Here is a 26,108-nt window from a genome sequence, read left to right as displayed (position 1 = left end):
AAAATATCTTGGTATAAAATAAGGGGTTATGGATTGGCTAATTGTATAAATGGTATGAGCTGTTAAAATTAATCACTTTAACTGTCTATTAAACTGCTCTTCTAATTATGTTTTAGTAAATTTTAAAACGGATCTAAAGACAACTAGCTAAAATGTCATCATTATAAAGTGGTTAGTTTAAAATATAAATGAGAGCATAAATCGAAATAAAGACCCATAACGTAAGTGCCAATAGAATCGGTTTAATACCCGAAGATTTTAGATCGTTAATTGAAATTGTTGAACCTACAATAAAGAGCGTAACTATTAATAAACGTTTTGCCATTAAAACAATTATATGAGTAGCTGGTTCAGGGATAATATGATAACTATTTATGATTATAGCAATGACAAATAAAATTATAAAATAAGGAATCCTTATGCGTTCTCCTTTTGTTTTAAATAGAAACATTGAAAACACGGATAAAGGGATAATCCATAAGGTTCTTGATAGTTTTACAGTCGTTGCAATTTTTAAGGCTTCATCTCCATAACCTATTGTGGCTCCTACAACCGAACTAGTGTCATGTATTGCTACGGCACACCATAAACCAAATTGTTGTTGTGTTAAATTTAATAAATGACCAATCGCAGGGAAAACAAACAAAGCAATAGAATTAAATAGAAATACGATACCTAAAGCGATACTTATAGTATTGCTTTTAGCCTTGATAACTGGTGATATTGCGGCTATCGCACTACCGCCACAAATGGCAGTGCCTGAGGTTATAAGGTAACCTAATTTTAAATCTAATTTAAAAAGCCTTGTAAGGAATAGGCCTAATGATACGGTCAAAAATATTGTAGAAATGGTTAAGCTGAATCCTTCTTTGCTGGCTACTAGCGTTTCTTTTAAGAACATACCAAAGCCCAAACCAATAACCGAAATTTTTAGAAAATAATGAATGGCTTTATTACTATACGATTTATATGGATTATCGAAAATAAGCACAAATACAAAACCTAACAATAATGCGGATGGGCTATTTATTTCACCTAAGAGAGTAGTAATGATTATAAGGAAGTAGACTGCTTTAGCGAAAATAGTCTTCATATCAATTTACTTTGTTTGATACAAAAATAATTTTAACAAATAACTAATAAGCAAAGTAATATGTTATCTTGGATAACTAAAAGTTATAGCTGTGTCGTATAAATTTTTCAAAATATTCTATCTTACTTGATTGATAGCCAGTTCTTTTTACAAAATAAAACCACCGTTCTATACCTGAGCTATTAATATCTATTATTTTTAATTTATTATTAACCAGGTCGTTATTAATAGCATTTATAGAAAGAAGAGCATAATCGTCAGAATGGTATAAATAATTTTTAATGGCTTCTGTGCTATTTAAGGAGACCACACTATTCAGTCTTTTAATGTTATTGTCTTTTAAAAATGAATCAATAATGTCTTTAGTACCAGAGCCTTTTTCACGTTCAATTATTGGGATTTTTTGTAGGGTTTCTATATCTATATTACCTTTTTTGAAAGAATTATTATTAAAATTGGTAACGAGGACAATTTCATCTTTAATAAATTTTTCAAAATGTAGTTTTGTATTTGTTACACTTCCTTCTGTGATTCCAAAATCTATTTCATCATTTAAAATTAGCTCTTCAATGTTGGCTGAATTATCACTTATAATTTCAAATTTAGTTTGTGGAAATTGAACTCTAAATTTGGCAATTACTTTCGGAATAATATAATTGGATAACGTGGTACTTACACCGAAACTGATAAACTCAGGAAAGCGTTCTTTTTTATGTAGAAATTGTTCATCCATTTCAGAATATATAGCAAGAATTTTATTGGTATATAAAAGGAAAGACTTCCCTTCGGTGGTAAGTTCAATTGAGTTTCTCTTTCTAATAAATAATGTGGTTTTGTATTCTTCTTCTAAATTTTTTATAGCTTTTGATACAGCAGGTTGCGAAACAAATAATTGTTCTGCAGCTTTTGTGAAACTTAAATGCTTAGCAACAATTTTAAATATATGTAACTTGGTTTTCATTCGCTTTTGTAAGGGGTTTATTTATGATATTAAATAATAAGATTTTAGAAACATAATTAGAAGCTTAACGAATGCCTAATAAAATTCAAGTGAAAATTGATTACGCTCTTTTATTTCTTTAAGTGGAGTCTTATTTGTGGCATTATTAAATTCAAAACCTATTATTTAGTATTCTACATATTTTTGATTTTTTTTAAAATTACAAACTTTATAGTTTGGAGAATAGAATTAAAACTAATATTTAAATTTTGCTTATTATTTTTTAGTTTAGACTCTGCGTGTCATACGAGATATGTTTGTGTACTATAAGGTGTTTACAAATTGAAATGTGCCTTCATTTTGAATATAAAAGTAGAATAAAATTTTTATTAATTTTTTCATATAACCCTTTGTTAATACATACCTAAAGGAATGAATCTTTATTGTTACTATAGTTGACGATAACCTATTATATAAACCTAATTTATTGAATTATATAGATGTAGGATACACAATTTTATTTTTTTTGTAAGGCTGGTTTCTTTTTCCGTCTACCTAAAAAAATAAACATAAAATACATGAGAAATTTAACATTAGTTATTGCATTATTTATTTCAACAATTTCATTTTCGCAGATTGATGCTGAACATTTAGAAATAGGAGATGCAGCTCCATTAATTACCGGAACTGATCAATTTGATAATAAAATTAATTCTTCAAAAATTTTAGAGGGCAATAAAATTATTCTTATTTTTTACAGAGGTAATTGGTGTCCTCATTGTAGAAAACACTTAAAAACATTACAAGAAAATTTAAAAGCCTTAAATGAAAAAGGATATGCTGTTGTAGTAGTAACACCTGAAAAGGTAGAAAAAACCAAAGAGACTGCAGAAAAATTTGGAAGTACATTTTCTATTTTACACGATGCCGATAATACAATAATGAACAATTATAAAGTGGCTTTTGAAGTAAACGAAAAAAGTGTCCCGAATTACTTTAGTGCAACACAGAAAAAATTAGCAGAATATAATGCTGAAAATAATAATGTCTTACCTGTACCTGCTACATACATCATAAACAAAAAAGGTGAAATTGAGTTTGTACATTACGACCCTAACTATTCTAACCGTTTTGATGTTACTGAGTTACTGAAATAGTAGAAATACGAGAATATAAGATATAAAAATTCCAAATAGTTACTTTTAAAGCAAACTATTTGGAATTTTTATTTTAACACTGAAATAAGAAGTGATGTATTGTTTAACGCTTAACTAATAACACTACATTCTCTACATGGTGTGTTTGTGGGAACATATCTACTGCTTGTGTTTTAACAAGCTTATATTTTTCATCTAATAAGGCTAAATCTCTGGCCTGTGTAGCTGAATTACAACTTACATATACAATTTTTTCGGCTTCAATTTTTAAGAGCTGCTCAATAACATTTTTGTGCATACCATCTCTTGGTGGATCAGTAATAATTACATCTGGTTTACCGTTTTTTGCAATGAATTCATCTGTAAAAACTTTAGCCATATCACCAACAAAAAAGTCAGTATTGCTGATGTTGTTATTTTTGGCATTTTCTTTCGCATCTGCAATAGCTTCAGGCACGCTTTCTATACCTACTACTTTTTTTGCTTGCTTTGAAACAAACTGAGCAATGGTACCTGTACCTGTATACAAATCGTATACAACTTCGTTGCCAGATAAATTGGCAAAATTTCTTGTTATTTTATACAATTCATAAGCTTGTGATGAATTGGTTTGGTAAAAGGACTTGGCATTAATTTTAAATTGTAAACCTTCCATTTCTTCAAAAATATGGTCGCGACCTTTAAAGCAAACTATTTCTTGATCGTAAAAAGTATCATTAGCTTTCTGATTTACCAAATATTGTAATGAGGTTATTTGTGGAAATTTTTCAGCAACAAAATTCAATAACAATTCTCGTTTTTCTTTGTCATCATCATAAAATTGAACAATTAGCATAATTTCTCCATTAGAAGAAATACGAACCATCATGGTACGTAATAACCCACTTTTCTCACGTGGATTAAAAAAACTGAAATTGTTTTCTGTGGCAAATTCTTTAATTGAATTTCTAAGATGATTAGAAGGGTCTTCTTGTAAATGACACTTATTAATATCTAATATTTTGTCCCACATACCTGCAATATGAAACCCTAATGCGTTTTTATTTTCAATAGTAACATCAGAGTTTATCTCTTCTAACGTCAACCAACGACTGCTAGAAAATGAAAATTCCATTTTGTTTCTATAAAAATAATGCTTGCTAGCTCCTAAAATGGGTGTAATTTCAGGTAATTCGATATGACCAATCCGTTGTAGATTATTAGTAACTTCCTTTTCCTTGTAAAACAACTGATCTTCATATTTCATATGTTGCCATTTACAGCCACCACAATTTTCAAAGTGTTCGCAAACAGGTGTTGTTCTTTTGTCAGAATAGGTTTTAAAATTAATGGCTTTACCTTCGTAGTAGGCTTTACGTTGCTTATAAGTTTGTACATCAACCACGTCTCCAGGTATTGCATTTGGTAAAAAAATAACTTTACCATCTGGTGCCTTAGCTACTGATTTACCTTTAGCTCCTGCATCAAGAACTTCAATATCTTCAAAAATTTTATGCTTATTTTTTCTTGCCATTTTGCAAATGTAAGGGTTTGATTAGAAATAAATTTTATAAATCAGTTTCAAATGCTACTATTTAGTATGTAATTCATCTACATGCATCATATAAGTAGCAATGGTGTTCAACATTTCATCGGACAACCCTTTAACAAAACCATTGATGTTGTCTTGCATAATAGCAACTTGGCTGGCGGTTGTATCTACAATTGGTTCAGCTTTACCTTTTAAAAAGGCTACGATATTTCCGTTTTTTTCTTTGTAAATACGCATAATATCTAGGACAGAAGGGCCTATTTTCTTGTTTTTAATATCATGACAAGTAATACAAGTTTTTTCGGAGAAAAGTCTATTACCAAGAAAAATTTGAGAGTCTAAACTTAATGGGCCACGTGTTGGGGCTTCTTTTGTTTTATCATCAACTGATTTTTTATCAGAAGCACAATTACAGCAAAGAAGAAATATGAAAGCAATTAAAAATAAACGCATTTTTTTTTAAGTATTAGTTAGCACTAACAAATATAATTAAAATGGTAATAGCAGTAATGAACTTGTGTAAAACAAAAAAGCATCTGCCTTAGGCAGATGCTTTTTTGTTTTTAAATGATAGATGGCTTATTTACCAGCATCTCTCATGTAAGCAGATAATGCTTGTAATTCTTCAGCACTCATGTCTTTTACAAATCCATCAAGGTTTGCTTTCATTATTGCTACTTGACCAGGGTCAGTGTCAACAATTGCATCAGCATTTCCCTTTAAAAATTTAACAATATTGCCACTTTTTTCATCATAAATTTTTACGATGTCCTTTAAAGAAGGTCCAATAACTTTGGTGTCTAAGGCATGACAAGTAGTACAGGTTTTATCTGTAAACAGTTTTTTACCCATCGCTAATTGAGTATCTTTATCAGAAGCAGTATCAGTAGTCGTACTTTCTTTTACTACTTCTTCATTTACTTGTTCTACATCCTTTTTAACATCTTCTTTCTTTTTGTCGCCACAACTTGTAGCTATCATTGCTAAAGCGATAAACAGAATTGATAATTTTTTCATAATTTTAGTTTTTAATACAGCGTAAATTTAATTAATTATAAATTTCTAACTATATAATTGAATACATATTGTTATAGAATTTCTAATTTAGAGATATTCTAAATTATTTATGGTTAGAATTTTAGTTTAGTTGAAAATTATCCTAAAATTTAACTAAATTTGTCATCGGCTAAATTTACTATTTTATTAAAATTAGCTCTTAAAAAAAACAGTAGATGTTAGATAGATTATATATTGTAAAACAACGTTTTGATGAAGTTTCTGATTTAATTATTCAGCCAGATATTATTACTGATCAGAAACGATATGTAAAACTTAATAAAGAATACAAAGACCTTAAAACTATTGTAGATAAAGGGGAAGAGTATAAAGTTATATTGAGTAGGGTAGATGAGGCAAAAGAAATTATTGATGATGGGTCTGATGCTGAAATGGTGGAGATGGCACAAATGCAATTAGGGGAAGCTTCTGAAAAATTAGAAAAATTAGAATCAGATATAAAATACATGCTAATACCTAAAGATCCAGAAGACGCTAAAGACGTTATGGTTGAAATTAGAGCGGGTACAGGTGGTGATGAGGCTAGTATTTTTGCTGGAGACCTTTATAGAATGTACACGAAATTCTGTTCTGATAAAGGATGGAAAACCGAATTGGTTGATGTTAGTGAAGGTACATCAGGTGGTTTTAAAGAGGTTATTTTTAGTATATCTGGTGATGATGTTTATGGTGATATGAAATTTGAGGCAGGTGTACATCGTGTACAACGTGTACCGCAAACAGAAACCCAAGGTAGAGTACATACTTCTGCTGCAACAGTGATGGTTTTACCGGAAGCTGAAGAGTTTGATGTGGAACTTGATATGAAAGATGTGAAAATTATTAGAACGACATCTACAGGTCCAGGTGGGCAGAGTGTAAATACTACATATTCGGCAATTCAATTGAAACACATTCCTACAGGTATTGAGGCAAAGTGTCAAGATCAGAAATCGCAACATAAAAATTTAGAAAAAGCTATAAAAGTATTGCGTTCTAGGTTATACGAATCTGAATTGGCAAAAAAGCAGGCTGCAGACTCCATAAAACGTAAAAGTATGGTTTCGAGTGGTGATAGATCTGCAAAAATTAGAACTTACAATTATCCTCAAGGTCGTGTTACAGAGCATAGAATTGGATTAACTCTTTACGATTTAAGCAATATTATTAATGGTGATATCCATAAAATTGTTGAAGAATTAAAACTTGCTGAAAATGCTGAAAAGCTGAAAGAATCTGGCGAAATGCTATAAATTACTCTAAACTTTTTTATATTAAACGTACAAACGTTATAAGAATGAAATTATTTTCAAATGCCAGAAAACAAATAGTAAAATCTTCCGGTTTTAGAAAATATTTATTGTACGCTTTTGGCGAAATTATTCTAGTTGTTACTGGTATTTTGATAGCTCTATCAATTAATGATTGGAGTGAAGATAAAAAACAAGAAAAAAATTTAGATAATATTTTACATATTTTCAGAAGTGATATTGTTAGAGATACAACAAGAGCAAACTTTATAATTAAATATTATAAAAAGCAAGATTCTGTTGGTAGATTGGCACTTAGCGATACTATTTCAAAAACTTTTTATAAAAAGAATGGAGATCTACAGTCCATTATTTTTACGGGTATTCCATTGGCAATTACTAAAAACGGCTATGACCTTCTTAAAAATTACAGTTATGATGTAGAAATTGCTCAAGATTCTGTTGTGGTGTATGGATTGGCGTTGTACAATGAAATTAATGCTAGTTTTATAGACTTAAATACAAAAATTGAAAAGGATGTTTATGAAAACACCTTAAACATGAAAGAGAATTACAATTTTGCGGCTGATATGTACATGAGAAGAGAAAATCAAAAGGCAAGAGATTATTTTAAGTCTGAAGATTTTAAGAACCGATTAGCATTGAATCTACAATTGAAAGCTCAAGGAGCTGTTAGCTTATTACAAGGTTTTAATACGGCTTCAAAAATATTGTTAGAGAAGATGGAAAAGCGTTTAAATAATTAATTTTCAATTATTATACTTGTTTAAATACTAACGTATATAAACTATTCGTTTAATTTGAATACATTACCATTAGTTTACAACCCGAATTATTAATTTTGCCTTACAATTGTTAAAAACCAATGAATTTTACAGGTTTAAAAAAGAAAACAGCTGCACAGTATTATCAAAAACAATTAAAAAGATTAAAGAGTACAAACGATAATATTCCGAAAAAAATAATAACAATTGGCGTTTTAGCTGATTCGCGATTATTTGGCGGTTATGATATTTCGAGAAACTTGAGTCAGAAATTAAAAATGCCTCATAAAAGTTTAGAAATTATCATTTTTGAAAACCTAAAAGACGATTTTGTAACGCAACATTACAATACCTTTTCTGAAAAAGATTTGGGTATGTTTGGTAAACCAAAAGCATCTAATGTATTAGATTTCGTAAATGCTGATTATGATTTGTTAATCAATTATTGTAGTCATTCAAGTATTTATACAAATATATTATCAATGCGATCAAAAGCAAAATTTAAAGTGAGTTTTGCCAATGAAGAATTACAAAATTTGTATGATTTTACCATTGCTGTTGAAGGAAATAAAATTGATGTTTTTAACGATGAGTTAGCAAAGTATTTACAGATTTTTAATTTAATAGAATGACACAATTTTATGGTACCGGAGCCGCTTTAGTAACTCCTTTTAAAGTAGATAAATCAGTTGATTATGAGGCTTTAGTAAGACTTGTTAATTTTCAGATTGACAATGGTATTGACTATTTGGTGGTAATGGGAACTACTGGAGAGCCAGCAACCTTAACAAATGATGAAAAACAAAAAGTAATAAAGACGGTTGTTGAAGCAAACAACGGTCAATTACCTTTGGTTATTGGTATTGGTGGTAACAATACGCAAGCTGTTGTTAATGAAGTACAAGAAACGGATTTAGCAGCTTTTGATGCTATTCTTTCTGTTTCTCCGTATTACAATAAACCTACACAAGAGGGTATTTATCAGCACTTTAAAGCAATTGCTTCCATAAGTTCTAAACCAATTATTATATATAATGTACCTAGTAGAACAGGAGTGAGCATGACTCCAGAAACGATCTTAAGATTAGCTTCTGATTGTTCAAATATTATTGGAGTTAAAGAAGCTTCTGGTGATATGGATCAGGCATTTAGGTTGCTGCAAAATAAACCAGAAGGGTTTTTAGTTTTATCTGGTGATGATATGGTTGCGTTACCAATGGTATTAATGGGTGGAGCCGGAGTAATCTCTGTAATTGGACAAGGTATTCCTGGTGATTTTTCTAAGATGATAAAATTAGCTTTAGAAGGTAAAAGTAAGGAAGCCTCTAGGTTGCATTTCAAATTAATGAATAGTATATATTATATTTTTGAAGAGGGTAACCCAGCAGGTATTAAAGCTTTACTTAAAAAACGTTCCATTTGTGAATCTTCAGTAAGACTTCCTTTAGTAGAAGCCAGTTCTGAATTACAAGAAAAAATTAGTAACTTTATCGATAATTATTAATAAAGTTAAACTTAGAAAAATAGATAAAAATGTTAATTAAAGAAGTAGAAAAAGCCCTAAATGAGCAAATAACAATAGAAGCTGAGTCTTCTCAAATTTATTTGGCAATGGCGTCTTGGGCAGAAGTAAAAGGATTAGAAGGTGTTGCTGAGTTTATGTATGCACAATCTGATGAAGAAAGACAACATATGCTAAAATTAGTAAAATATATTAATGAAAGGGGAGGGCATGCTAAAGTTTCTCAGTTGAACGCACCTTCATCTTCGTTTGGTTCTTTTAAAGAAATGTTTGAAACCTTATTTAAACATGAAGTTCATGTATCTGAAACCATCAATGAATTGGTACATATTTGTCTTCAAGTTAAAGATTACGCAACACATAATTTTTTACAATGGTATGTGGCTGAACAGATTGAAGAAGAGGCTGTTGCAAGAAATATTCTTGATAAAATAAACTTGATTGGTGACGATAAAGGAGGGTTGTATTTATTTGATAACGATATAAAACAACTTACCGTTCAGTCTTCAGTTCAAATTGAACCTTAAGGTTTCGTTTTGTACTATTAACAAAGTTTTAGTAATCATTATTCTAACAATAAAATAACAAATTTTACATTTGCTTTCCGTTTAAAGAGATGCTCTACGAAGGGCTATTAAAAAATAGTTTTTATTAATTAGTTTTAAATAAGTACTTTTGCAAAATGTTTAGAATAAAACAACTTGGTTTATTGGTCATTATTACCGTGACTTTTTCAGCTTGTAGTGAATACCATAAGGTGTTAAACAAAGGCACAACTGAAGATCAGTATAAATTGGCTACTCAATTATTTGAAGAGGGTAGTTATAATAAATCTATTAATTTATTTGAGAAGGTAATTCCAAAATATGGTGCAAAGCCTCAAATGGAACGTATCCAATATATGGTGGGTGAAGCAAATTTTAAAACGAAAAGTTATGAATTAGCAGCTTATTATTTTGAACGTTTTATTGGAAACTATCCGTCGAGTTCGAAAATAGAAGATGCTACCTTTTTAGCAGCACAAAGTTATTATTATGATTCGCCAAAATCAAGTAGAGATCAGGCAAATACGCATAAAGCATTAACCGCTCTACAAAATTTTATTGATAAATTTCCAGAATCTGAGAAAATTAAGGAAGCAAATCAGTATTATGATGATTTAGCTACACGATTAGAGAAAAAAGCATTTGATATTGCTAAGCAGTATTATATTACAGAAAAATATCAAGCTGCAATTATGGCCTTTGATATTTTTATAGAAGATAATTTTGGTACTGAATATAAGGAAGAAGCACTTGCCTATAAGTTTTTGGCAGCTTATAAATTGGCAATGAATAGTGCAGAATTTAAAAAAGAAGAACGTATTAATAATGCGACTGCTTCATATGATAGATTAAATAAAAACTTTCCTGAATCAGAAAGGTTAAAAGAGTTTTCTTCTAAATTAGAAGATTTGAATAAAGAGTTAGAAAAGTTAAAAGAACTATACGCAAAATACACGAAAAATGGATTATAAAAATTCTGAAGCACCTATCACTACTATAACTTATGATAGATCTAAAATTGAAGCACCAACTCATAATATTTATGAGTCCATTTCAATTATGGCAAAAAGAGCTAATCAAATTAATGAAGACCTTAAAAAGGAACTTATTGATAAGTTAGAAGAATTTGCTACACATAATGATAGCCTAGAAGAAGTTTTTGAAAATAAAGAACAAATTGAGGTTTCTCGTTTTTACGAAAAATTACCTAAGCCTACTGCAATGGCCGTTGAAGAGTGGTTACATGGAGGTATCTACTATAGAAACCCAGAAGAAACTGAAGATAAGTAATAATGTCTGTTTTAAGCGGTAAAAATATTCTATTGGGGGTAACCGCAGGAATCGCTGCTTATAAAACCACCTACTTAGTTAGACTTTTTATAAAAGCAGGAGCTCATGTTAAAGTTGTCATGACTCCTGCTTCTAAAGATTTTGTAACTCCACTTACACTTTCTACACTTTCCAAGAATCCAGTTTATTCTACTTTTTATGATAAAGAAGATGAGAATGAAGTATGGAACAACCATGTCGATTTAGGTCTATGGGCAGATCTTGTTGTAATAGCTCCAGCAACGGCAAATACTATGTCTAAAATGGCAAATGGAATTTGCGATAACTTATTGCTAGCTACTTATTTGTCCTCAAAATGTAAAGTTTATTTTGCTCCGGCAATGGATTTAGACATGTACATACACAATTCGACCAAAGAGAATTTACAAAAATTAGAGACTTTTGGAAATATTATGATTCCCGCTGAAGTTGGTGAATTGGCTAGTGGTTTAGAAGGTGAAGGTAGAATGGCTGAACCTGAAAATATTTTAGCTTTTATTGAAAACCATATAATTTCAGGATTACCTTTACGAAATAAAAAAGTACTTATTACAGCTGGGCCAACTTATGAAGCTATTGATCCTGTTCGTTTTATTGGCAATCATTCCTCTGGTAATATGGGGTTTGAATTGGCTAAAGAGGCTGCGAATCTAGGTGCAGAGGTTATTTTAATTTCTGGACCATCCAATGAAACCATAAAACATACGTTAATTAAGAGAATTGATGTAGTAACTGCTGAAGAAATGTATACAGCGGTACATCAGCATTATGCAACTTGTAATATAGCAATATTGTCTGCAGCAGTGGCTGATTTTAGACCAGATCATGCAGCAGATGATAAAATAAAAAAGATAGATGCCGTATTAAATATTAAATTAGTACCAACAAAGGATATATTGGCTTCTCTTGGTGAAGCTAAAAAACATCAATTTTTAGTGGGTTTTGCTTTAGAAACTTCTAATGAATTAGAAAATGCTAAAGGTAAATTAAGACGTAAAAATCTCGATTTAATAGTGTTAAACTCTCTAAATGATAAAGGAGCAGGCTTTAAAAAACCCACCAATAAAATAACGCTAATTGATACTAATGAAGAGTGTCAAAGTTTTGAAACGAAGTCAAAAACAGAAGTAGCAAAAGATATTTTTAATGAAATACTCAAAAAACATTAAGCATAGTTTATTATTCGCATTATTTTTATGTGCTACTTTTAAAATGAGTAGTCAAGAATTAAATGCTTTAGTCATTGTAAATTCAGATCAGGTACAAAGCAGTAATAAACAATTATACGATAATCTACAGACTTCTATTTCAGATTATATTAATAACACAAAATGGACTGATAAAAATTATAAACCTCAAGAACGTATAAATTGTGCCATTACATTAACCATATTAGAGCAACCCTCTTCTAATGATTTTAAAGGTAATATTTCCATAATTGCTACACGACCAGTTTATAACTCTACATATCAAAGTCCCATTTTAAATTATAAAGACAATAACTTGTCTTTTAATTATACTGAATTTCAAAACTTGATTTATAACGAAAATAGTTTCCAATCTAATTTGGTCTCTATTTTAACTTTTTATGTTTACACTGTGTTAGGTATTGATGCTGACTCTTTTGAACTTAATGGTGGTGAAGAATATCATAAAAAAGCTGAAAAAGTAGTAAACCTTGCTCAACAAGGAGGTTTTTCTGGTTGGAATAGAATAGATGGTAACAATACGAGATATCAATTAAACGAGAACATTTTATCACCAACGTACAAGGACTTTAGAACTGCACTTTATAAGTATCACTTAAATGGATTAGACTTGATGAGTGAAGATAAGAAAACAGCCAAGTCAAATATTAGTGAAGCTGTTCTACTTTTAAATAATATTTATAATACTCGCCCCAATGCTTTTTTATTAAGAGTTTTTATGGATACTAAATCAGATGAAATTGTTGATGTATTTTCAGATGGCCCGCGAATTAATGCGGTAAAACTAAAAGAGACTTTACTTAAAATTTATCCCTCGTATAACGAAAAATGGGATAAAATTAAAATCTAAAATATCAATTGAATTTCCTTTTTAGAGTATTAAAAATTGTATTTATGCTTATCTTAGCGTAATAATTCAATTTTAATTTGATCTTCTCATATATTTTGGACTTAAAAATAATTTCAAAAAGGGTATTAGTCATTTTCATAATTTTGATAGTATCAAGTTGTGTAAGTAAGACAGGGAATATAAACACCAAACCAAAAGCGAAAAATAGCCCAAATGTTGTATTTATAGCTGTTGACGATTTACGTCCGGAATTGGGTTGTTATGGTAATACCATAATAAAGTCGCCTAACATAGATAATTTGGCTTCAGAAGGTTTAGTGTTTACTAACCATTATGTACAGGTTCCTACATGTGGAGCATCAAGATATAGTCTTATGACTGGTCTTAGACCTAAAAAAACATCTCATCTCTTAAATAATGTATTTGAAAGTGAAATGGGCCATAAGTCAGATACCATTCAACCAGAATCTTTTGTACATCAATTTAAAAAGAACGGGTATTATACAGTTGGTATTGGTAAAATGAGTCATTCTGCTGATGGATTGGTGTATGGTTATGAAGAAACTCCATCTACCATAAGAGAAATGCCAAATAGTTGGAACGAGTTTCTCTTCAATAGCGGTAAATGGAAAACAGGATGGAATGCCTTTTTTGCATACTCCAATGGAGAAAATAGACAGAGTCTTAAAAGACAGGTTAAACCCTATGAATCTGGAGATGTAGATGATGATGGTTATCCTGATGGTCTAACAGCTGAGTTAGCTATTGCTAAATTAAAGGAATTAAAAAATAAGAATCAACCATTTTTTCTGGGTGTAGGATTTTTTAAACCACACTTACCTTTTAATGCTCCAAAAAAATACTGGAATCTGTACGATAGGGATGATATGCCACTGGCACCAAATCCATTTATCCCAGAAGATGTAAATAAGAAGAGTCTTCAGAAAAGTGGTGAGTTCAATGGATATCAACTAACTGATGAAACAGCCGGATTATCTAAGCCATTGTCTGATTCATATTCGAAAAAATTGACACATGCATATTATGCTGCTGTTAGTTATGTCGATGCTCAAATAGGTAAAGTTATTAGTGAGATTAAAGCACTTGGTTTGGATGAAAATACAATTGTTGTAATTTGGGGCGATCATGGTTGGCATTTGGGTAATGATTTAGTTTGGGGGAAACACACCCTGTTTGATGTGGCCTTAAGAAGTGCTCTTATCATAAAAGTACCAGGAAAATTGTCACAAGGAAAAAAGGTGAATGCAATTGTAGAATCTGTAGATATTTACCCTACCTTAATGGAATTATGTGGAATCTCTGCTGATTACCCACTTGATGGAAAGAGTTTAGTAAATACTATTTCTAACCCTGATACTATTCAAAATAGTGTTGCTTACAGTTATTTTAACAATGGAATTTCTATGAGAGCCAATCAATATCGATTAACTAAATATTGGAGAACTGAAGAGCCTACATTGGAATTGTATGATCATGATAAGGACCCTTGGGAGACAAAAAATATAGCTAAAGAAAATCCTGAAATTGTTAAAAGTTTATTGCCTTTATTAGCAAAAGGAAATACAGGACTGTATAATTAGATGTTCAATAATTTTTGATAAAATATTCATAAATCATAGAAAAGTACTTAAGCATTGAAACCAATACAGCACTTCGCCATATTAATTAGTAATCGAGTCAATAAAAAGGAATTGATTAATAGAATTTTATCGCAAAACCTATACGGACAATTGGCCGTATTTAATAAAGCAAAAGGGGTATTGTTTTCTGACATTGCAATTGCTGATTTTATTGCCAAAGAACATAGATATCATACTATAGAAATAACAACATCCGAAAAGAGACAATTAAATACCTTTTCTTCTGGAGAGCGGAGAAAAGCCTTTTTAAAATATTGTCTAGCTCAAAAGCCTGATTATATTATTTTCGATAATCCATTTGATCATTTAGATCATCAATCAAGAATAGATTTAGGAAATCAACTAATAGAGTTGTCTCAAACAATTTCAATCATTCAATTGGCAAATCGAGAAGAAAATATGCTACCATTTATAAAAGAGAAATGGTATTTAGAAAATAATGATTTATTGTTTTCAGAAATTAAAAGACCTAATACAATAAAAACAGCCAATTTAAAATCCGAAATTCCAAGCTCTTTATTATCATTTAGTCAAGATTATAAAAGTGTTGTAAAATTTGAAGAAGTTTCAGTAAGTTACAATGATAATGTAATTGTTAAGGATATTACTTGGGATATTAAAAAGGGTGAGTTTTGGCAATTAATTGGACCAAATGGATCTGGAAAAAGTACTATTCTATCTTTAATAACAGGTGATAATCCAAAAGCGTATGGTCAAAACATATATATTTTCGGCAAAAGGAAGGGAACTGGTGAAAGTATTTGGGATATCAAAAGCAGGATAGGGCATTTTTCGACAAATATAGCAGAGTTGTTTAAAAGAAATCAAACCGTTGAACAGATGATTTTATCAGGTTTTTTTGATTCTATTGGTTTATATAAACAACCGTCAGATTTACAACAACACAAAGCAGAACAATGGCTAGAGATTATTAAAATGACTCATTTAAAAGGTTCCTATTTCAATAAGTTGACGCTTGGGCAGCAAAGGTTGGTATTGATAGTTAGAGCATTAGTGAAACAACCGCCATTGTTAATTTTGGATGAACCAGTCGAGGGGCTTGATCGAGAGAGTGCCAATTTGGTTACACAACTCATTAATACATTATTAGAAAAAAGGGAAATTACAATACTTTATGTATCACATACCATTGAAAAATCATTGGCACCAACTAATGTTTTTGAATTAATACCATCAATAAATGGTTCAAGTGGGGTATTAAAATCTTAATTTTTTTTGAATTATTAACTGTAATTTTGCTATATTTTGAAATTGAATTTTATTATTTCTCAAACATAAAAACTTTAAATCAATTCAATAAAAAAGGCTTAATTTTGAAACCGATTTCAAGCAGTTACTTCTAATAGAATTAAATATAAAATTTCAATACTATTAGTTTTTTTGTTGAGTAAGTTGTGTAAATAAACTACTAATAAATATAAACACTAAATTGACAAGATGTTAGCATCATTATCCATTAAAAACTATGCCCTAATTGATTATTTAGAAGTGAGTTTTCAAGATGGTTTCTCTATTATTACTGGTGAAACTGGGGCAGGGAAATCAATTTTATTAGGAGCATTAGGACTCATTTTAGGAAAGCGAGCTGACCTGTCAAGCCTAAAAATAAAAGATGAGAAATGTATTATTGAAGGTGAATTTTTAATAGATAAATTCGACTTAAAATCATTTTTTGAAACCAATGATCTCGATTTTGAAAAGCGAACAATCATTAGGCGTGAAATTTTACCAAGTGGAAAATCTAGGGCTTTCATTAATGACACTCCAACAACACTCTCTGTTCTTACTAGTTTAAGTGATAAATTGATTGATGTGCATTCACAGCATCAAACATTACAATTAGCAGATAATGCGTTTCAATTTCTAGTTATTGATGCGTTAGCAGGTAACTCCAAAACATTAATTTCCTTTAAAAAAGGGTTGAAAATTTATAAAAAGCTACGTAAAGAATTAGTAGAAATAGAAAAACGTCAGGTTGAAGCTCAAAGTCAACATGATTATAATTCATTTTTATTAGATGAATTGATTGAAGCTGATTTTAAAGAAAATGAACAGGAATTTTTAGAAGAAACTTTAGAGAAACTAAATCATGTTGAAGAGATAAAATTACTCTTGACAGATGCTCAGAATTTGGTAGATTTGGAAGATACTGGGTTAGGTGATGCATTGTTAAATTATGTAAATATCATTCAAAAGTTGTCTAAGTATGGTAAAACGTTTGAGGGTTTGTCAGACAGAATATCAAGTTTAAAAATTGATTTTGATGATATAACAAAAGAACTTGAAAATAGTAATGATGGTGTAGATTATAGTCCACAAGAAATTGAAAAATATAATGACCGTCTTCAATTACTATATAATTTACAAAAAAAACATCAAGTAGCAACTATAAATGAGCTGCTAGAGAAAAAGCAAATTTTAGAGATAAAAGTAAGTGCAGTTGAAAATGCTGAAGGGATTGTAAAAGCAAAGAAAATTGAAATCTTAGAGGTTGAGAAAAAACTAGACAACTGTTCTGATATTTTACATCATAGTAGAAAGAAAGCAATTCCAGAATTAATTAAACAATTAGGAATATTACTTAAGAATTTGGAAATGCCCAATACATCTTTTAAAATTGATTTAATAAAAGGGACAGCGTTTTTAAGTAATGGTAAAGATGAGCTAGATTTTTTAATATCTACAAATAAAGGTAGTAATTATGAAACACTCAAGAAAATTGCTTCAGGAGGTGAAATGTCTAGAATTATGTTAGCTGTTAAATCTATTTTATGTAATTATTCCAATTTACCAACTATAATTTTTGACGAAATAGATACGGGTGTATCCGGAGAAGTTTCAAATAGAATTGCTAAGGTTATGTCAACGATGAGTGAACATATGCAAGTGATTGCAATTACACATTTACCTCAAATTGCAGCAAAAGGGAAATATCATTTTAAGGTTTATAAAACAGATAAGAATAAACAAACATTAACCAATATTAAAATTTTATCTCAAGAGCAACGTATTCAAGAACTAGCAGAGATGTTAAGTGGAAAAGATATTGCAGAAACGGCCATTGTTCATGCGAAGCAATTATTAGATCAAGAAATTGAATGATTGGTTTAGTATTTAAAGAATATTACACTAATTTTACACTTTCTAAAACGGATATAATAAAAGCTTTATATGTATAATTTATTGAAAGGAAAACGAGGAATTATTTTTGGAGCATTAGATGAAAATTCGATAGCTTGGAAAACAGCTGAAAGAGCTCATGAAGAGGGGGCTACATTTGTGTTAACCAACGCTCCAATTGCAATGAGAATGGGGCAAATAGATAAGTTAGCTACAAAAACGAATTCTGAAGTTATACCTGCGGATGCCACTTCAGTAGAAGATTTAGAAAATTTAGTCGAAAAAGCAACAGAAATTTTAGGAGGAAAATTAGACTTTGTATTGCATTCTATTGGAATGTCTGTAAATGTGAGGAAAAAGATACCTTATACCGAATCTAATTATGATTTTACGGCAAAAGGTTGGGATGTTTCCGCTGTATCTTTTCATAAAGTAATGAGCGTGTTATACAAAAAAGATGCAATGAACGAGTGGGGGTCTATTGTGGCATTAACATATATGGCAGCACAACGTGTTTTTCCTGACTATAACGATATGGCAGATAATAAAGCGTATTTAGAATCAATTGCCAGAAGTTTTGGGTACTTTTTTGGTTCAGATAAAAAAGTAAGAGTCAATACTATATCTCAGTCACCAACACCTACAACAGCGGGTCAAGGAGTGAAAGGTTTTGATGGATTTATCGCATATGCGGAAAAAATGTCACCTTTAGGAAATGCCACAGCACAAGAGTGTGCCGATTATACTATTTCATTATTCTCTGACCTAACAAAAAAAGTAACATTACAAAATTTATTTCATGATGGCGGTTTTTCTAATATGGGTGTCAGTCAGTCAGTTATGGATTATTTTATAAAAGAGTAACAATTTAATATTACGAGGAACATATTATATAATTATAATACTTTTTATAACTTTTTTTTATAATTTTTTAAAAAAAAAATCGTTATGGGGGTATTGACAATCTATTTTAATAATAAAATTATGAACAGAAAAACTACATACGGATTTTTAATTGCGTTTTTCTTCGTATTTACGGGATTTGTACAAGCGAATGTAAATGAAATGGACTATATTATTGCACCACCAATCAATGATAATTGTGCTAATGCTACAACTTTAACGGTAAACCCAAATTATTTATGCGGAACAGTATCTTCTGGAACTTTAGTAGATGCAACGGCATCTTCTTTAGCATCAGACGGATTAGGAGGCAGTTGCCTTACGTTAGGTAGTACAAAGGCGAATGATGATGTTTGGTATAAGTTTATTGCTATTAGTGCAATACATAAAGTTAAAATATCGAATATAGCAGGAAGTCCAATTAATTTATATGCCAATGTTTTCGATGGAGGAGTTACAGGTAATTGCCCAACAACAGCAACAGATGTTCCAATAAGTTGCAGTGACCCAGAAAATTTTGATTTAAATGGTCTGACAATTGGTAATACATATTTTATTAGAATTTATAGTAATTCTTCAACCAGCGGAGCTACAACAACCTTTGATGTATGTGTTGGTACAGCTCCATCAGCTCCATCTAATGATGATTGTAATGATGCAATTTCAATTGGTAGCTTACCTCATAATGTTAATTATGATGCATCATCCGCAACAAATAGTGCGGTAGGTACGGGATTTGTTACAGCATCTGGGTGTATTGGATTGAACGATGGAGTTTGGTATAAAATAATAGGTGATGGTGGGACTATTTCTATAATTGCTTCTCCTGATTCATGGGACGTGGGAATTGGTGTATATGCAGGTTCTTGTGGTGCTTTTACTTGTGTTGAAGATAGTAATAGTGGAGGGGTGAACATCGTTGAAGGGGCTACTTTTACTTCAACCCTTGGTACATCCTATTATATTAATATAGCATACCCAAGTGGAACGGTGAATGGTGCCGAAGGAGCTTTTGATTTAGCAATAACATCTTCAACATTATCTATTGATGAAATTACAGCTAAAGGATTTTCTTATTATCCGAATCCAGTGGATAGAGTTTTAAAAATGAGAGCTAATGAAAATATTCAGCAAATTAGTTTGTATTCTGTTTTAGGTAAAGAAATAAAGAGAGTACATCAAAATGATATTCAAGCTGAATTAAGTTTAGACCAATTACCAGCAGGAACTTATTTTGTGAAAGCTATGGTTGGTGGTAGTACAGGAACATTTAAAATACTTAAGAAATAAATAGTTTTAGTTAATATATAAAAGGCTCTCCATTTCGAGAGTCTTTTTTTTATGTCTAAAATATATAAATGCAATCCTTATCTTTGAGATATTAAAAATTAACTAATTGGATCTTCAATTTTCTATAATAATCCCAGTTTATAATCGTCCAGATGAACTTGACGAGCTTTTGCTCAGCCTTGTTACACAGGATTTTAAAGAAAATTTTGAGGTTGTAGTTGTAGAAGATGGTTCAAATTTAACCTCTAAACATATTATTGGTAAGTTTAAGGATAAACTGAATATTAACTATTTGACCAAAGATAATTCTGGACCTGGTTTAAGCAGAAATTTCGGTATGCAAAATGCAAAAGGCAACTATTATATCATATTAGATTCTGATTGTATTTTACCTGAGAATTACTTAACCATAGTTTTAGAGACATTGTTAAATGAATACACAGACGCATTTGGTGGTGCTGATGCAGCACATCCTTCTTTCACAACAATACAGAAAGCAATAAATTACGCAATGACTTCTGTATTAACAACAGGAGGACTTCGAGGAAATAAAAACTTAAAGAAATTCCAGCCTAGAAGTTTCAATATGGGAATTTCAAAAAAAGCGTTTTTAAAAACTGGCGGTTTTAGTGCTTTACATTTTGGAGAAGATATAAATTTGACTTTTAGATTGTGGGAAAATAATTTTGAGACACAGTTTATTGAAGAAGCGTATGTTTATCATAAAAGACGTGTTAATTGGACCAGTTTTTTTAGACAAACATTTAACTTCGGTGCAGCGAGACCAATATTAAATAGACTTCATCCAAACACGGGTAAGATTACTTATTGGTTTCCCAGCATTTTTGTAATTAGTTCATTACTGTCATTAGTAGGACTTCTTTTTCATTTTAACTGGTTCGCCTTATTTTTTACAGGTTATTTTATTTTAATATTTTTTGATGCTTTGTTTAAAAATAAAAATGTGATTGTAGCTATTTTAAGCATTGTAGCTACGTTAGTTATGTTTTTTGGATATGGGTTAGGTTTTTTACAATCAATGTTTAGATTGTCAATACTTTCTAAATCTCCGGAAGATACTTTTCCTAAAATGTTTAGATAAAATATAAAACGTATTTTATGAATTACAATTTAAAACTTGTTTTTTGAATTTTAAACCACAATAATTATAAATAAAAACTTTTATTAATCGCATTACTAGTTGAAAAAAACACAATTAAATAGAAAAAAATAAATGCAGTACGCAAAAAATATATTAGAAACGATAGGTAATACACCATTAGTAAAGTTAAATAACATTGCTAAAGAAATTGATTCATTGGTATTGGCTAAAGTCGAAACTTTTAATCCAGGAAATTCAGTAAAAGATAGAATGGCTGTAAAAATGATTGATGACGCTGAAGCTGATGGTAGGTTAAAACCTGGCGGAACTATTATAGAAGGTACTTCTGGTAATACAGGGATGGGTTTAGCCTTAGTCGCAATAGTGAGAGGTTATAAATTAATCTGTGTAATTAGTGACAAACAATCCAAAGAAAAAATGGATATTTTAAGAGCAGTAGGAGCAGAGGTAATTGTTTGCCCTACTAATGTTGAGCCTGATGATCCTCGTTCATATTATTCTGTTTCTAAAAGATTAGCTACTGAAACACCAAATTCTTGGTACGTAAATCAATATGATAATCCTTCTAATAGTTTAGCTCATTACGAGCAGACAGGACCAGAAATATGGGAGCAAACGGATGGTGAAATAACACATTTTGTTGCTGGTGTCGGTACAGGAGGTACTATTTCAGGAGTAGGTAAATTTCTGAAGGAGAAAAATCCTAATATTAAAATTTGGGGAATAGATACTTATGGATCAGTATTTAAAAAGTATCATGAAACTGGTATTTTTGATGAGAATGAGATTTATCCTTATATTACAGAAGGTATTGGAGAGGACATTTTACCTAAGAATGTTAATTTTGACATTATAGATGGTTTTACAAAGGTGACTGATAAAGATGCAGCTGTTTTTACAAGGAAGTTGGCAATAGAAGAAGGAATTTTTTGTGGGAATTCGGCTGGGTCTGCAATTAAAGGATTATTACAACTGCAGGAACATTTTAAACCAGAAGATGTTGTTGTGGTATTGTTTCATGATCATGGAAGTCGTTATGTTGGAAAAATGTTTAATGACGATTGGATGAGAGAACGAGGCTTTTTAGATGAAGAAATTACCAAAGCTATAGATTTAATTAAAGACAGAGTTTGTAACCAACTCGTAACAGCTAAAACGGAAGAATTAGTTTCTCATGCTATTGAGCGTATGCGTAAGCATGATATTTCTCAAATTCCAGTTGAAGATCAAAACGGTTTTGTGGGATCTATAGATGAGAGTGATTTATTCAGACTTTATTTTGAAGATAAAAATATAGCAGATAAACCAATAAAGGAAGTTATGCGTAAAGCCTTCCCTATTGTAAATAAGGATGCATCGATTGATAAAATTTCTAATTTAATAGATAAGGATAATAAAGCCGTGTTAGTTGATTTAGAAAATGGTACATATCAAATTATTACCAAATACGATGTGATTTCTGCAATACGATAACTTTAAGGAAGTGATTTTACTGTAACTAATTTTATGAATTAATCATATTGAGCATAAACAATTAAAGTAATTATTAGCTAAATTACCATTGTGAAAAAGGGATAAGATCGTAATTAAAGATTGATAAAGCAGAACGAGATAAATGTTTAAAGAAGATTTTCTACATTATATATGGAAGTACAAATTATTTTCTACTGAAAATTTAAGATCAACCCTGCAAGAAACCTTAGAAATAATAAATAGTGGCGAGCGTAATTTTAATTCAGGTTCTGATTTTTTTAATGCAAAACTGAAAATTGGAGATCAACTCTGGGCAGGTAATGTAGAAATTCATATCAAATCTTCAGATTGGTATGTGCATGGTCACGAAAAGGATAGTAATTATGATAATACTATTTTACATGTTGTTTGGCAATATGATGTTGATGTGCACAGAAAAGACAACAGTGTAATTCCAACATTAGAATTAAAAAATTATACTCAAAAAGATATTCTAGATAATTATCATCAATTATTTTCATCACAAGATAAATGGATAAACTGTGAGAATGACATTAAAGATGTAGATAAATTTCAATTAACAAATTGGTTAGAACGTTTATATATTGAACGTTTAGAAGAAAAATCTAAACTTATTGAACAATTACTAGTAAGTTCTAAAAATGATTGGGAAGCTGTTTTGTTTAAAATGTTAGCGAAAAATTTTGGACTAAAAGTTAATGGTGATGCTTTTTTTAATCTTGCCAATAAACTGGATTACACCATTGTTAGAAAGCAATCGAATAATTTAATTTCACTAGAAGCATTGTTATTTGGTCAAGCTAATTTATTAGCTGATGAAATTCAAGATCCATATTATATCAATTTACAGAATGAATACAGTTTCTTGAAATCCAAATTTAAGTTATCACATCAAATAGTTACACCATTTCAATTTTTTAGATTAAGACCCAATAATTTTCCTACAATTCGTATTGCACAATTAGCGGTATTATTCAATAAACATCAGAGTCTATTTTCTGAAATTGTTTCAATTACGGATATTCAAGAAATGTATAAGTTATTTGATATTAGTTTAGCTAGCTTTTGGAAGACGCATTATTCCTTTACTTCACAATCTAAAAAGAGTAGTAAAAAGCTCTCAAAATCTTTCGTCGATTTATTGTTGATTAATACAATTATCCCATTCAAATTCATCTATTTAAAGTCTATTGGTAAATTAAATGAATCAGAGATATTAGAAGCCATTAGACAATTGAAGCCAGAGGTAAATAGTATAATAAATAAGTTTGATCAATTGCGCATTACATCTAAGTCAGCATTAGAAAGTCAGGCTTTATTGCAATTGAAAAATAATTATTGTATTAATCAAAGATGTTTGGAATGTATAGTAGGTAAATCTTTAATTGGTAAATAATATCTTTATATTTTGTACTACCCCTATATTCAGGGATAGTATTATTACGGAAAAGTGTCCTTTTTTTGGTTTGATTCTTGTATAGATTTGTAGTATCAATAAACCTACAAGTATGAAAAAGATAATAAACGAGAACTATGTGCAATTTAATTTGTTAAATTTGCGACTTAGTTCTTATATGAAAAAGACATTAAATATTCTCGTAATCTTTGTTCTGGTTATGCTTACTTCTTGTGCAGAAAAGACCCAAACAAAGAACATAGAAATTCCTAAAACAGATTATAGAGCTGACTTTAATCAGTTCTTTGCCTCTAATCGTAATTCGATTATTAAAGACGAAATAAATGAAATAAGAGTGGACAGTCTGCAATGGTTAGAAACGCTTTATAAAAATGTCAATTATTCTACATTATGGATATCAGACTCTATTACTTTGAATAAAGATGGAAGTAAATTATTAGAAGCTTTGTCAGATGCTAAAGTGTATGGATTAGACACTAGGCTATATCCAATAAACGAGTTAAGAGCAATTCATAAAGAAATTGAAGGTATAGCCGACAAAAAGAGTAGATATGCCTTGTTAAGTCGATTAGAGGTGCTTTTATCTTATGAATATATGAGATTTGGTAGACATTTAAATTATGGTGTTTTAGATTCTTTAAATGAGGTGTCTATTTTACCGCGTAAAAAATTTAATATCAATTTACCTGAATACTTACAAGTTGCTTATGAGAAAGATAGCTTAATAGAAAAATTAATTGATTTTCAGCCGAAACAACCGGAATACAGAAATTTGCAGAAAGGATTGGCAAAATATTTAGAACACGCTAGCTTGTCTACAAAAACTGTAGCTGTAGTTAACTTTAGGCAAGACTCGACAAAATCAGTTGTTCAAGCTAAAAAGGCTCTAGTTTTGCATAATTATTTAACTGAAGATCATAAAGATTCTCTTTACGAAAGTGCCATAGAAAAATTTCAGTTAGATCATGGTTTAAAGTCAGATGGTTTAATAGGTACAAATACGGCGAAAGCATTATCAGTAAGTCCTTATGAATATTACCAACAAATTAAAGCGAGTTTAGAAAGATGGAGATGGAAAGAAAATTGGCCTGCAGATTACTTATTTGTGAATATACCTTCTTACCAATTAAGAGTTGTTAATGATTATAAAGTATCTAAAAAGTTTAATGTTGTGGTTGGAAGTGTTAAAAACCAAACTCCAGAAATAATAGACTCTTTACAATATATTATAGCCTATCCTTATTGGAATGTGCCTAAGACAATATCAGTTAGAGAAATTTTAGTTAAAGCCAAAAGAGATTCTACTTATTTAACAAGAAATAATTTTGAGGTTATTAGCAAGGATAGAAAAAAAATTGATCCTACTTCTGTAGATTGGAGTGAAGTGAATAAAGCTAATTTTAATTATTCTTTTAGACAACAAGGAGGCGGAATAAATGCCTTAGGTTATGTGAAGTTTATATTTCCTAATAAGGATGCAATCTATTTGCATGATACACCTTCGAAATCTTTTTTTAATAGGGAAATTAGAGCATACAGTCATGGATGTGTTAGAGTACAAAACGCATTAGATTTAGCAGATTATTTGTTAGAAAAAGACCAGAATAGCTATACTATGGATACGGTGAATACATATATAAAAAAGAGGATAGAAAAGTGGATGCCAATGAAAAAGAATGTTCCTGTATTTTTATATTACGTATCAGTAGAAGCTGATAGTTCAGGAAAAATTACTTTTTTTAAGGATGTTTATGGCGAAGATAAAAAACTAATAAGAAGCATGTCAATAAACAATATATAGAAATTAGATATA

24 protein-coding genes are annotated in these 26,108 nt (G+C 30.2%); 19 read left to right on the top strand and 5 right to left on the bottom strand.

Annotated features, from left to right (window positions below; genetic code table 11):
* Nucleotides 1-172 precede the first annotated feature (172 nt).
* Together D3P13_RS19580 and D3P13_RS19575 are read right to left on the bottom strand one after the other, a co-directional pair.
* Entirely contained in the window at nt 173-1,093 is a 921-nt protein-coding gene (locus D3P13_RS19580) for a YeiH family protein (RefSeq protein WP_117884923.1), read from the bottom strand.
* 76 nt (nt 1,094-1,169) lie between these two features.
* Nucleotides 1,170-2,054 (bottom strand): LysR family transcriptional regulator, encoded by an 885-nt coding sequence (locus tag D3P13_RS19575; RefSeq protein ID WP_117884921.1) that lies wholly within the window; start codon nt 2,052-2,054, stop codon nt 1,170-1,172.
* A 557-nt stretch (nt 2,055-2,611) separates the two neighbouring features.
* Here D3P13_RS19575 and D3P13_RS19570 point away from each other — a divergent pair.
* On the top strand, nt 2,612-3,190 hold the full coding sequence (locus D3P13_RS19570; RefSeq protein WP_117884919.1) for a peroxiredoxin family protein: 579 nt from the start codon (nt 2,612-2,614) through the stop codon (nt 3,188-3,190).
* Nucleotides 3,191-3,293: 103 nt separating this feature from the next.
* Here the strand turns inward: D3P13_RS19570 and rlmD are convergent, their stop codons facing one another.
* From rlmD to D3P13_RS19555, 3 genes are all read right to left on the bottom strand, one after another.
* Nucleotides 3,294-4,703 (bottom strand): 23S rRNA (uracil(1939)-C(5))-methyltransferase RlmD, encoded by a 1,410-nt coding sequence (rlmD, locus tag D3P13_RS19565; RefSeq protein WP_117884917.1) that lies wholly within the window; start codon nt 4,701-4,703, stop codon nt 3,294-3,296.
* A 57-nt stretch (nt 4,704-4,760) separates the two neighbouring features.
* On the bottom strand, nt 4,761-5,174 hold the full coding sequence (locus D3P13_RS19560; protein WP_117884915.1) for a c-type cytochrome: 414 nt from the start codon (nt 5,172-5,174) through the stop codon (nt 4,761-4,763).
* Nucleotides 5,175-5,300: 126 nt separating this feature from the next.
* Entirely contained in the window at nt 5,301-5,738 is a 438-nt protein-coding gene (locus D3P13_RS19555) for a c-type cytochrome (RefSeq protein ID WP_117884913.1), read from the bottom strand.
* A 215-nt stretch (nt 5,739-5,953) separates the two neighbouring features.
* On the opposite strand from D3P13_RS19555, the gene prfA reads away from it, so the two are divergent.
* The 18 genes from prfA to D3P13_RS19465 all read left to right on the top strand — a co-directional run bounded on the left by prfA (nt 5,954) and on the right by D3P13_RS19465 (nt 26,096).
* On the top strand, nt 5,954-7,030 hold the full coding sequence (prfA, locus tag D3P13_RS19550; RefSeq protein ID WP_117884911.1) for a peptide chain release factor 1: 1,077 nt from the start codon (nt 5,954-5,956) through the stop codon (nt 7,028-7,030).
* Between the two features lie 44 nt (nt 7,031-7,074).
* On the top strand, nt 7,075-7,794 hold the full coding sequence (locus D3P13_RS19545) for a DUF6090 family protein (protein ID WP_117884909.1): 720 nt from the start codon (nt 7,075-7,077) through the stop codon (nt 7,792-7,794).
* 119 nt (nt 7,795-7,913) lie between these two features.
* Nucleotides 7,914-8,444, top strand: coding sequence for a DUF6913 domain-containing protein (locus tag D3P13_RS19540; protein WP_117884907.1), 531 nt, complete (start codon nt 7,914-7,916; stop codon nt 8,442-8,444).
* Nucleotides 8,441-9,316: a 4-hydroxy-tetrahydrodipicolinate synthase gene (gene dapA / locus D3P13_RS19535; RefSeq protein WP_117884905.1), complete on the top strand. Its 876-nt coding sequence runs from the start codon at nt 8,441-8,443 to the stop codon at nt 9,314-9,316. The genes D3P13_RS19540 and dapA overlap by 4 nt, the downstream gene beginning before the upstream one ends.
* Nucleotides 9,317-9,345: 29 nt before the next feature.
* A complete protein-coding gene (locus D3P13_RS19530; RefSeq protein WP_117884903.1) occupies nt 9,346-9,861 on the top strand; it encodes a ferritin in 516 nt (171 codons plus the stop codon).
* Nucleotides 9,862-10,016: 155 nt separating this feature from the next.
* The gene (locus D3P13_RS19525) at nt 10,017-10,850 is read left to right on the top strand and encodes an outer membrane protein assembly factor BamD (protein ID WP_117884901.1); all 834 of its coding nucleotides are present in this window, start codon (nt 10,017-10,019) and stop codon (nt 10,848-10,850) included.
* Nucleotides 10,840-11,169 (top strand): DNA-directed RNA polymerase subunit omega, encoded by a 330-nt coding sequence (locus D3P13_RS19520; RefSeq protein WP_117884899.1) that lies wholly within the window; start codon nt 10,840-10,842, stop codon nt 11,167-11,169. Before D3P13_RS19525 ends, D3P13_RS19520 begins: the two co-directional genes overlap by 11 nt.
* A gap of 2 nt (nt 11,170-11,171) precedes the next feature.
* On the top strand, nt 11,172-12,377 hold the full coding sequence (coaBC, locus tag D3P13_RS19515) for a bifunctional phosphopantothenoylcysteine decarboxylase/phosphopantothenate--cysteine ligase CoaBC (protein ID WP_117884897.1): 1,206 nt from the start codon (nt 11,172-11,174) through the stop codon (nt 12,375-12,377).
* A complete protein-coding gene (gene porD / locus D3P13_RS19510; RefSeq protein ID WP_117884894.1) occupies nt 12,355-13,266 on the top strand; it encodes a type IX secretion system protein PorD in 912 nt (303 codons plus the stop codon). Before coaBC ends, porD begins: the two co-directional genes overlap by 23 nt.
* A gap of 143 nt (nt 13,267-13,409) precedes the next feature.
* Complete coding sequence (locus tag D3P13_RS19505) at nt 13,410-14,867, top strand: sulfatase (protein ID WP_232829250.1); 1,458 nt, start codon at nt 13,410-13,412, stop codon at nt 14,865-14,867.
* Between the two features lie 111 nt (nt 14,868-14,978).
* Complete coding sequence (locus D3P13_RS19500) at nt 14,979-16,157, top strand: ATP-binding cassette domain-containing protein (protein ID WP_232829249.1); 1,179 nt, start codon at nt 14,979-14,981, stop codon at nt 16,155-16,157.
* 228 nt (nt 16,158-16,385) lie between these two features.
* A complete protein-coding gene (recN, locus tag D3P13_RS19495) occupies nt 16,386-18,050 on the top strand; it encodes a DNA repair protein RecN (RefSeq protein WP_117884892.1) in 1,665 nt (554 codons plus the stop codon).
* Nucleotides 18,051-18,119: 69 nt separating this feature from the next.
* Nucleotides 18,120-18,932 (top strand): enoyl-ACP reductase FabI, encoded by an 813-nt coding sequence (locus D3P13_RS19490; RefSeq protein ID WP_117884890.1) that lies wholly within the window; start codon nt 18,120-18,122, stop codon nt 18,930-18,932.
* A 120-nt stretch (nt 18,933-19,052) separates the two neighbouring features.
* Complete coding sequence (locus tag D3P13_RS19485) at nt 19,053-20,261, top strand: T9SS type A sorting domain-containing protein (RefSeq protein WP_157972970.1); 1,209 nt, start codon at nt 19,053-19,055, stop codon at nt 20,259-20,261.
* A gap of 106 nt (nt 20,262-20,367) precedes the next feature.
* Complete coding sequence (locus D3P13_RS19480; RefSeq protein WP_117884886.1) at nt 20,368-21,363, top strand: glycosyltransferase; 996 nt, start codon at nt 20,368-20,370, stop codon at nt 21,361-21,363.
* Between the two features lie 132 nt (nt 21,364-21,495).
* Nucleotides 21,496-22,857, top strand: a complete 1,362-nt coding sequence (locus D3P13_RS19475; RefSeq protein WP_117884884.1) for a pyridoxal-phosphate dependent enzyme — start codon at nt 21,496-21,498, stop codon at nt 22,855-22,857.
* Nucleotides 22,858-22,999: 142 nt separating this feature from the next.
* Nucleotides 23,000-24,274, top strand: coding sequence for a DUF2851 family protein (locus D3P13_RS19470; RefSeq protein ID WP_117884882.1), 1,275 nt, complete (start codon nt 23,000-23,002; stop codon nt 24,272-24,274).
* Nucleotides 24,275-24,386: 112 nt separating this feature from the next.
* Nucleotides 24,387-26,096, top strand: a complete 1,710-nt coding sequence (locus tag D3P13_RS19465; protein WP_117884880.1) for a L,D-transpeptidase family protein — start codon at nt 24,387-24,389, stop codon at nt 26,094-26,096.
* The last annotated feature ends 12 nt before the right edge of the window (nt 26,097-26,108 follow it).

Origin of the sequence: Aureibaculum luteum (assembly GCF_003449015.1) — a bacterium.
Taxonomy (GTDB): Bacteria; Bacteroidota; Bacteroidia; order Flavobacteriales; family Flavobacteriaceae; genus Aureibaculum; species Aureibaculum luteum.
This window is presented reverse-complemented; position numbering and strand designations above follow the sequence as displayed.

What these genes read in the sequence shown, in the direction of transcription:
- D3P13_RS19580 (WP_117884923.1), bottom strand. Translation starts at nt 1,093, where the DNA reads ATGAAGACTATTTTCGCTAAAGCAGTCTACTTCCTTATAATCATTACT.
- D3P13_RS19575 (WP_117884921.1), bottom strand. Translation starts at nt 2,054, where the DNA reads ATGAAAACCAAGTTACATATATTTAAAATTGTTGCTAAGCATTTAAGT.
- D3P13_RS19570 (WP_117884919.1), top strand. Translation starts at nt 2,612, where the DNA reads ATGAGAAATTTAACATTAGTTATTGCATTATTTATTTCAACAATTTCA.
- rlmD (WP_117884917.1), bottom strand. Translation starts at nt 4,703, where the DNA reads ATGGCAAGAAAAAATAAGCATAAAATTTTTGAAGATATTGAAGTTCTT.
- D3P13_RS19560 (WP_117884915.1), bottom strand. Translation starts at nt 5,174, where the DNA reads ATGCGTTTATTTTTAATTGCTTTCATATTTCTTCTTTGCTGTAATTGT.
- D3P13_RS19555 (WP_117884913.1), bottom strand. Translation starts at nt 5,738, where the DNA reads ATGAAAAAATTATCAATTCTGTTTATCGCTTTAGCAATGATAGCTACA.
- prfA (WP_117884911.1), top strand. Translation starts at nt 5,954, where the DNA reads ATGTTAGATAGATTATATATTGTAAAACAACGTTTTGATGAAGTTTCT.
- D3P13_RS19545 (WP_117884909.1), top strand. Translation starts at nt 7,075, where the DNA reads ATGAAATTATTTTCAAATGCCAGAAAACAAATAGTAAAATCTTCCGGT.
- D3P13_RS19540 (WP_117884907.1), top strand. Translation starts at nt 7,914, where the DNA reads ATGAATTTTACAGGTTTAAAAAAGAAAACAGCTGCACAGTATTATCAA.
- dapA (WP_117884905.1), top strand. Translation starts at nt 8,441, where the DNA reads ATGACACAATTTTATGGTACCGGAGCCGCTTTAGTAACTCCTTTTAAA.
- D3P13_RS19530 (WP_117884903.1), top strand. Translation starts at nt 9,346, where the DNA reads ATGTTAATTAAAGAAGTAGAAAAAGCCCTAAATGAGCAAATAACAATA.
- D3P13_RS19525 (WP_117884901.1), top strand. Translation starts at nt 10,017, where the DNA reads ATGTTTAGAATAAAACAACTTGGTTTATTGGTCATTATTACCGTGACT.
- D3P13_RS19520 (WP_117884899.1), top strand. Translation starts at nt 10,840, where the DNA reads ATGGATTATAAAAATTCTGAAGCACCTATCACTACTATAACTTATGAT.
- coaBC (WP_117884897.1), top strand. Translation starts at nt 11,172, where the DNA reads ATGTCTGTTTTAAGCGGTAAAAATATTCTATTGGGGGTAACCGCAGGA.
- porD (WP_117884894.1), top strand. Translation starts at nt 12,355, where the DNA reads ATGAAATACTCAAAAAACATTAAGCATAGTTTATTATTCGCATTATTT.
- recN (WP_117884892.1), top strand. Translation starts at nt 16,386, where the DNA reads ATGTTAGCATCATTATCCATTAAAAACTATGCCCTAATTGATTATTTA.
- D3P13_RS19490 (WP_117884890.1), top strand. Translation starts at nt 18,120, where the DNA reads ATGTATAATTTATTGAAAGGAAAACGAGGAATTATTTTTGGAGCATTA.
- D3P13_RS19485 (WP_157972970.1), top strand. Translation starts at nt 19,053, where the DNA reads ATGAACAGAAAAACTACATACGGATTTTTAATTGCGTTTTTCTTCGTA.
- D3P13_RS19475 (WP_117884884.1), top strand. Translation starts at nt 21,496, where the DNA reads ATGCAGTACGCAAAAAATATATTAGAAACGATAGGTAATACACCATTA.
- D3P13_RS19470 (WP_117884882.1), top strand. Translation starts at nt 23,000, where the DNA reads ATGTTTAAAGAAGATTTTCTACATTATATATGGAAGTACAAATTATTT.
- D3P13_RS19465 (WP_117884880.1), top strand. Translation starts at nt 24,387, where the DNA reads ATGAAAAAGATAATAAACGAGAACTATGTGCAATTTAATTTGTTAAAT.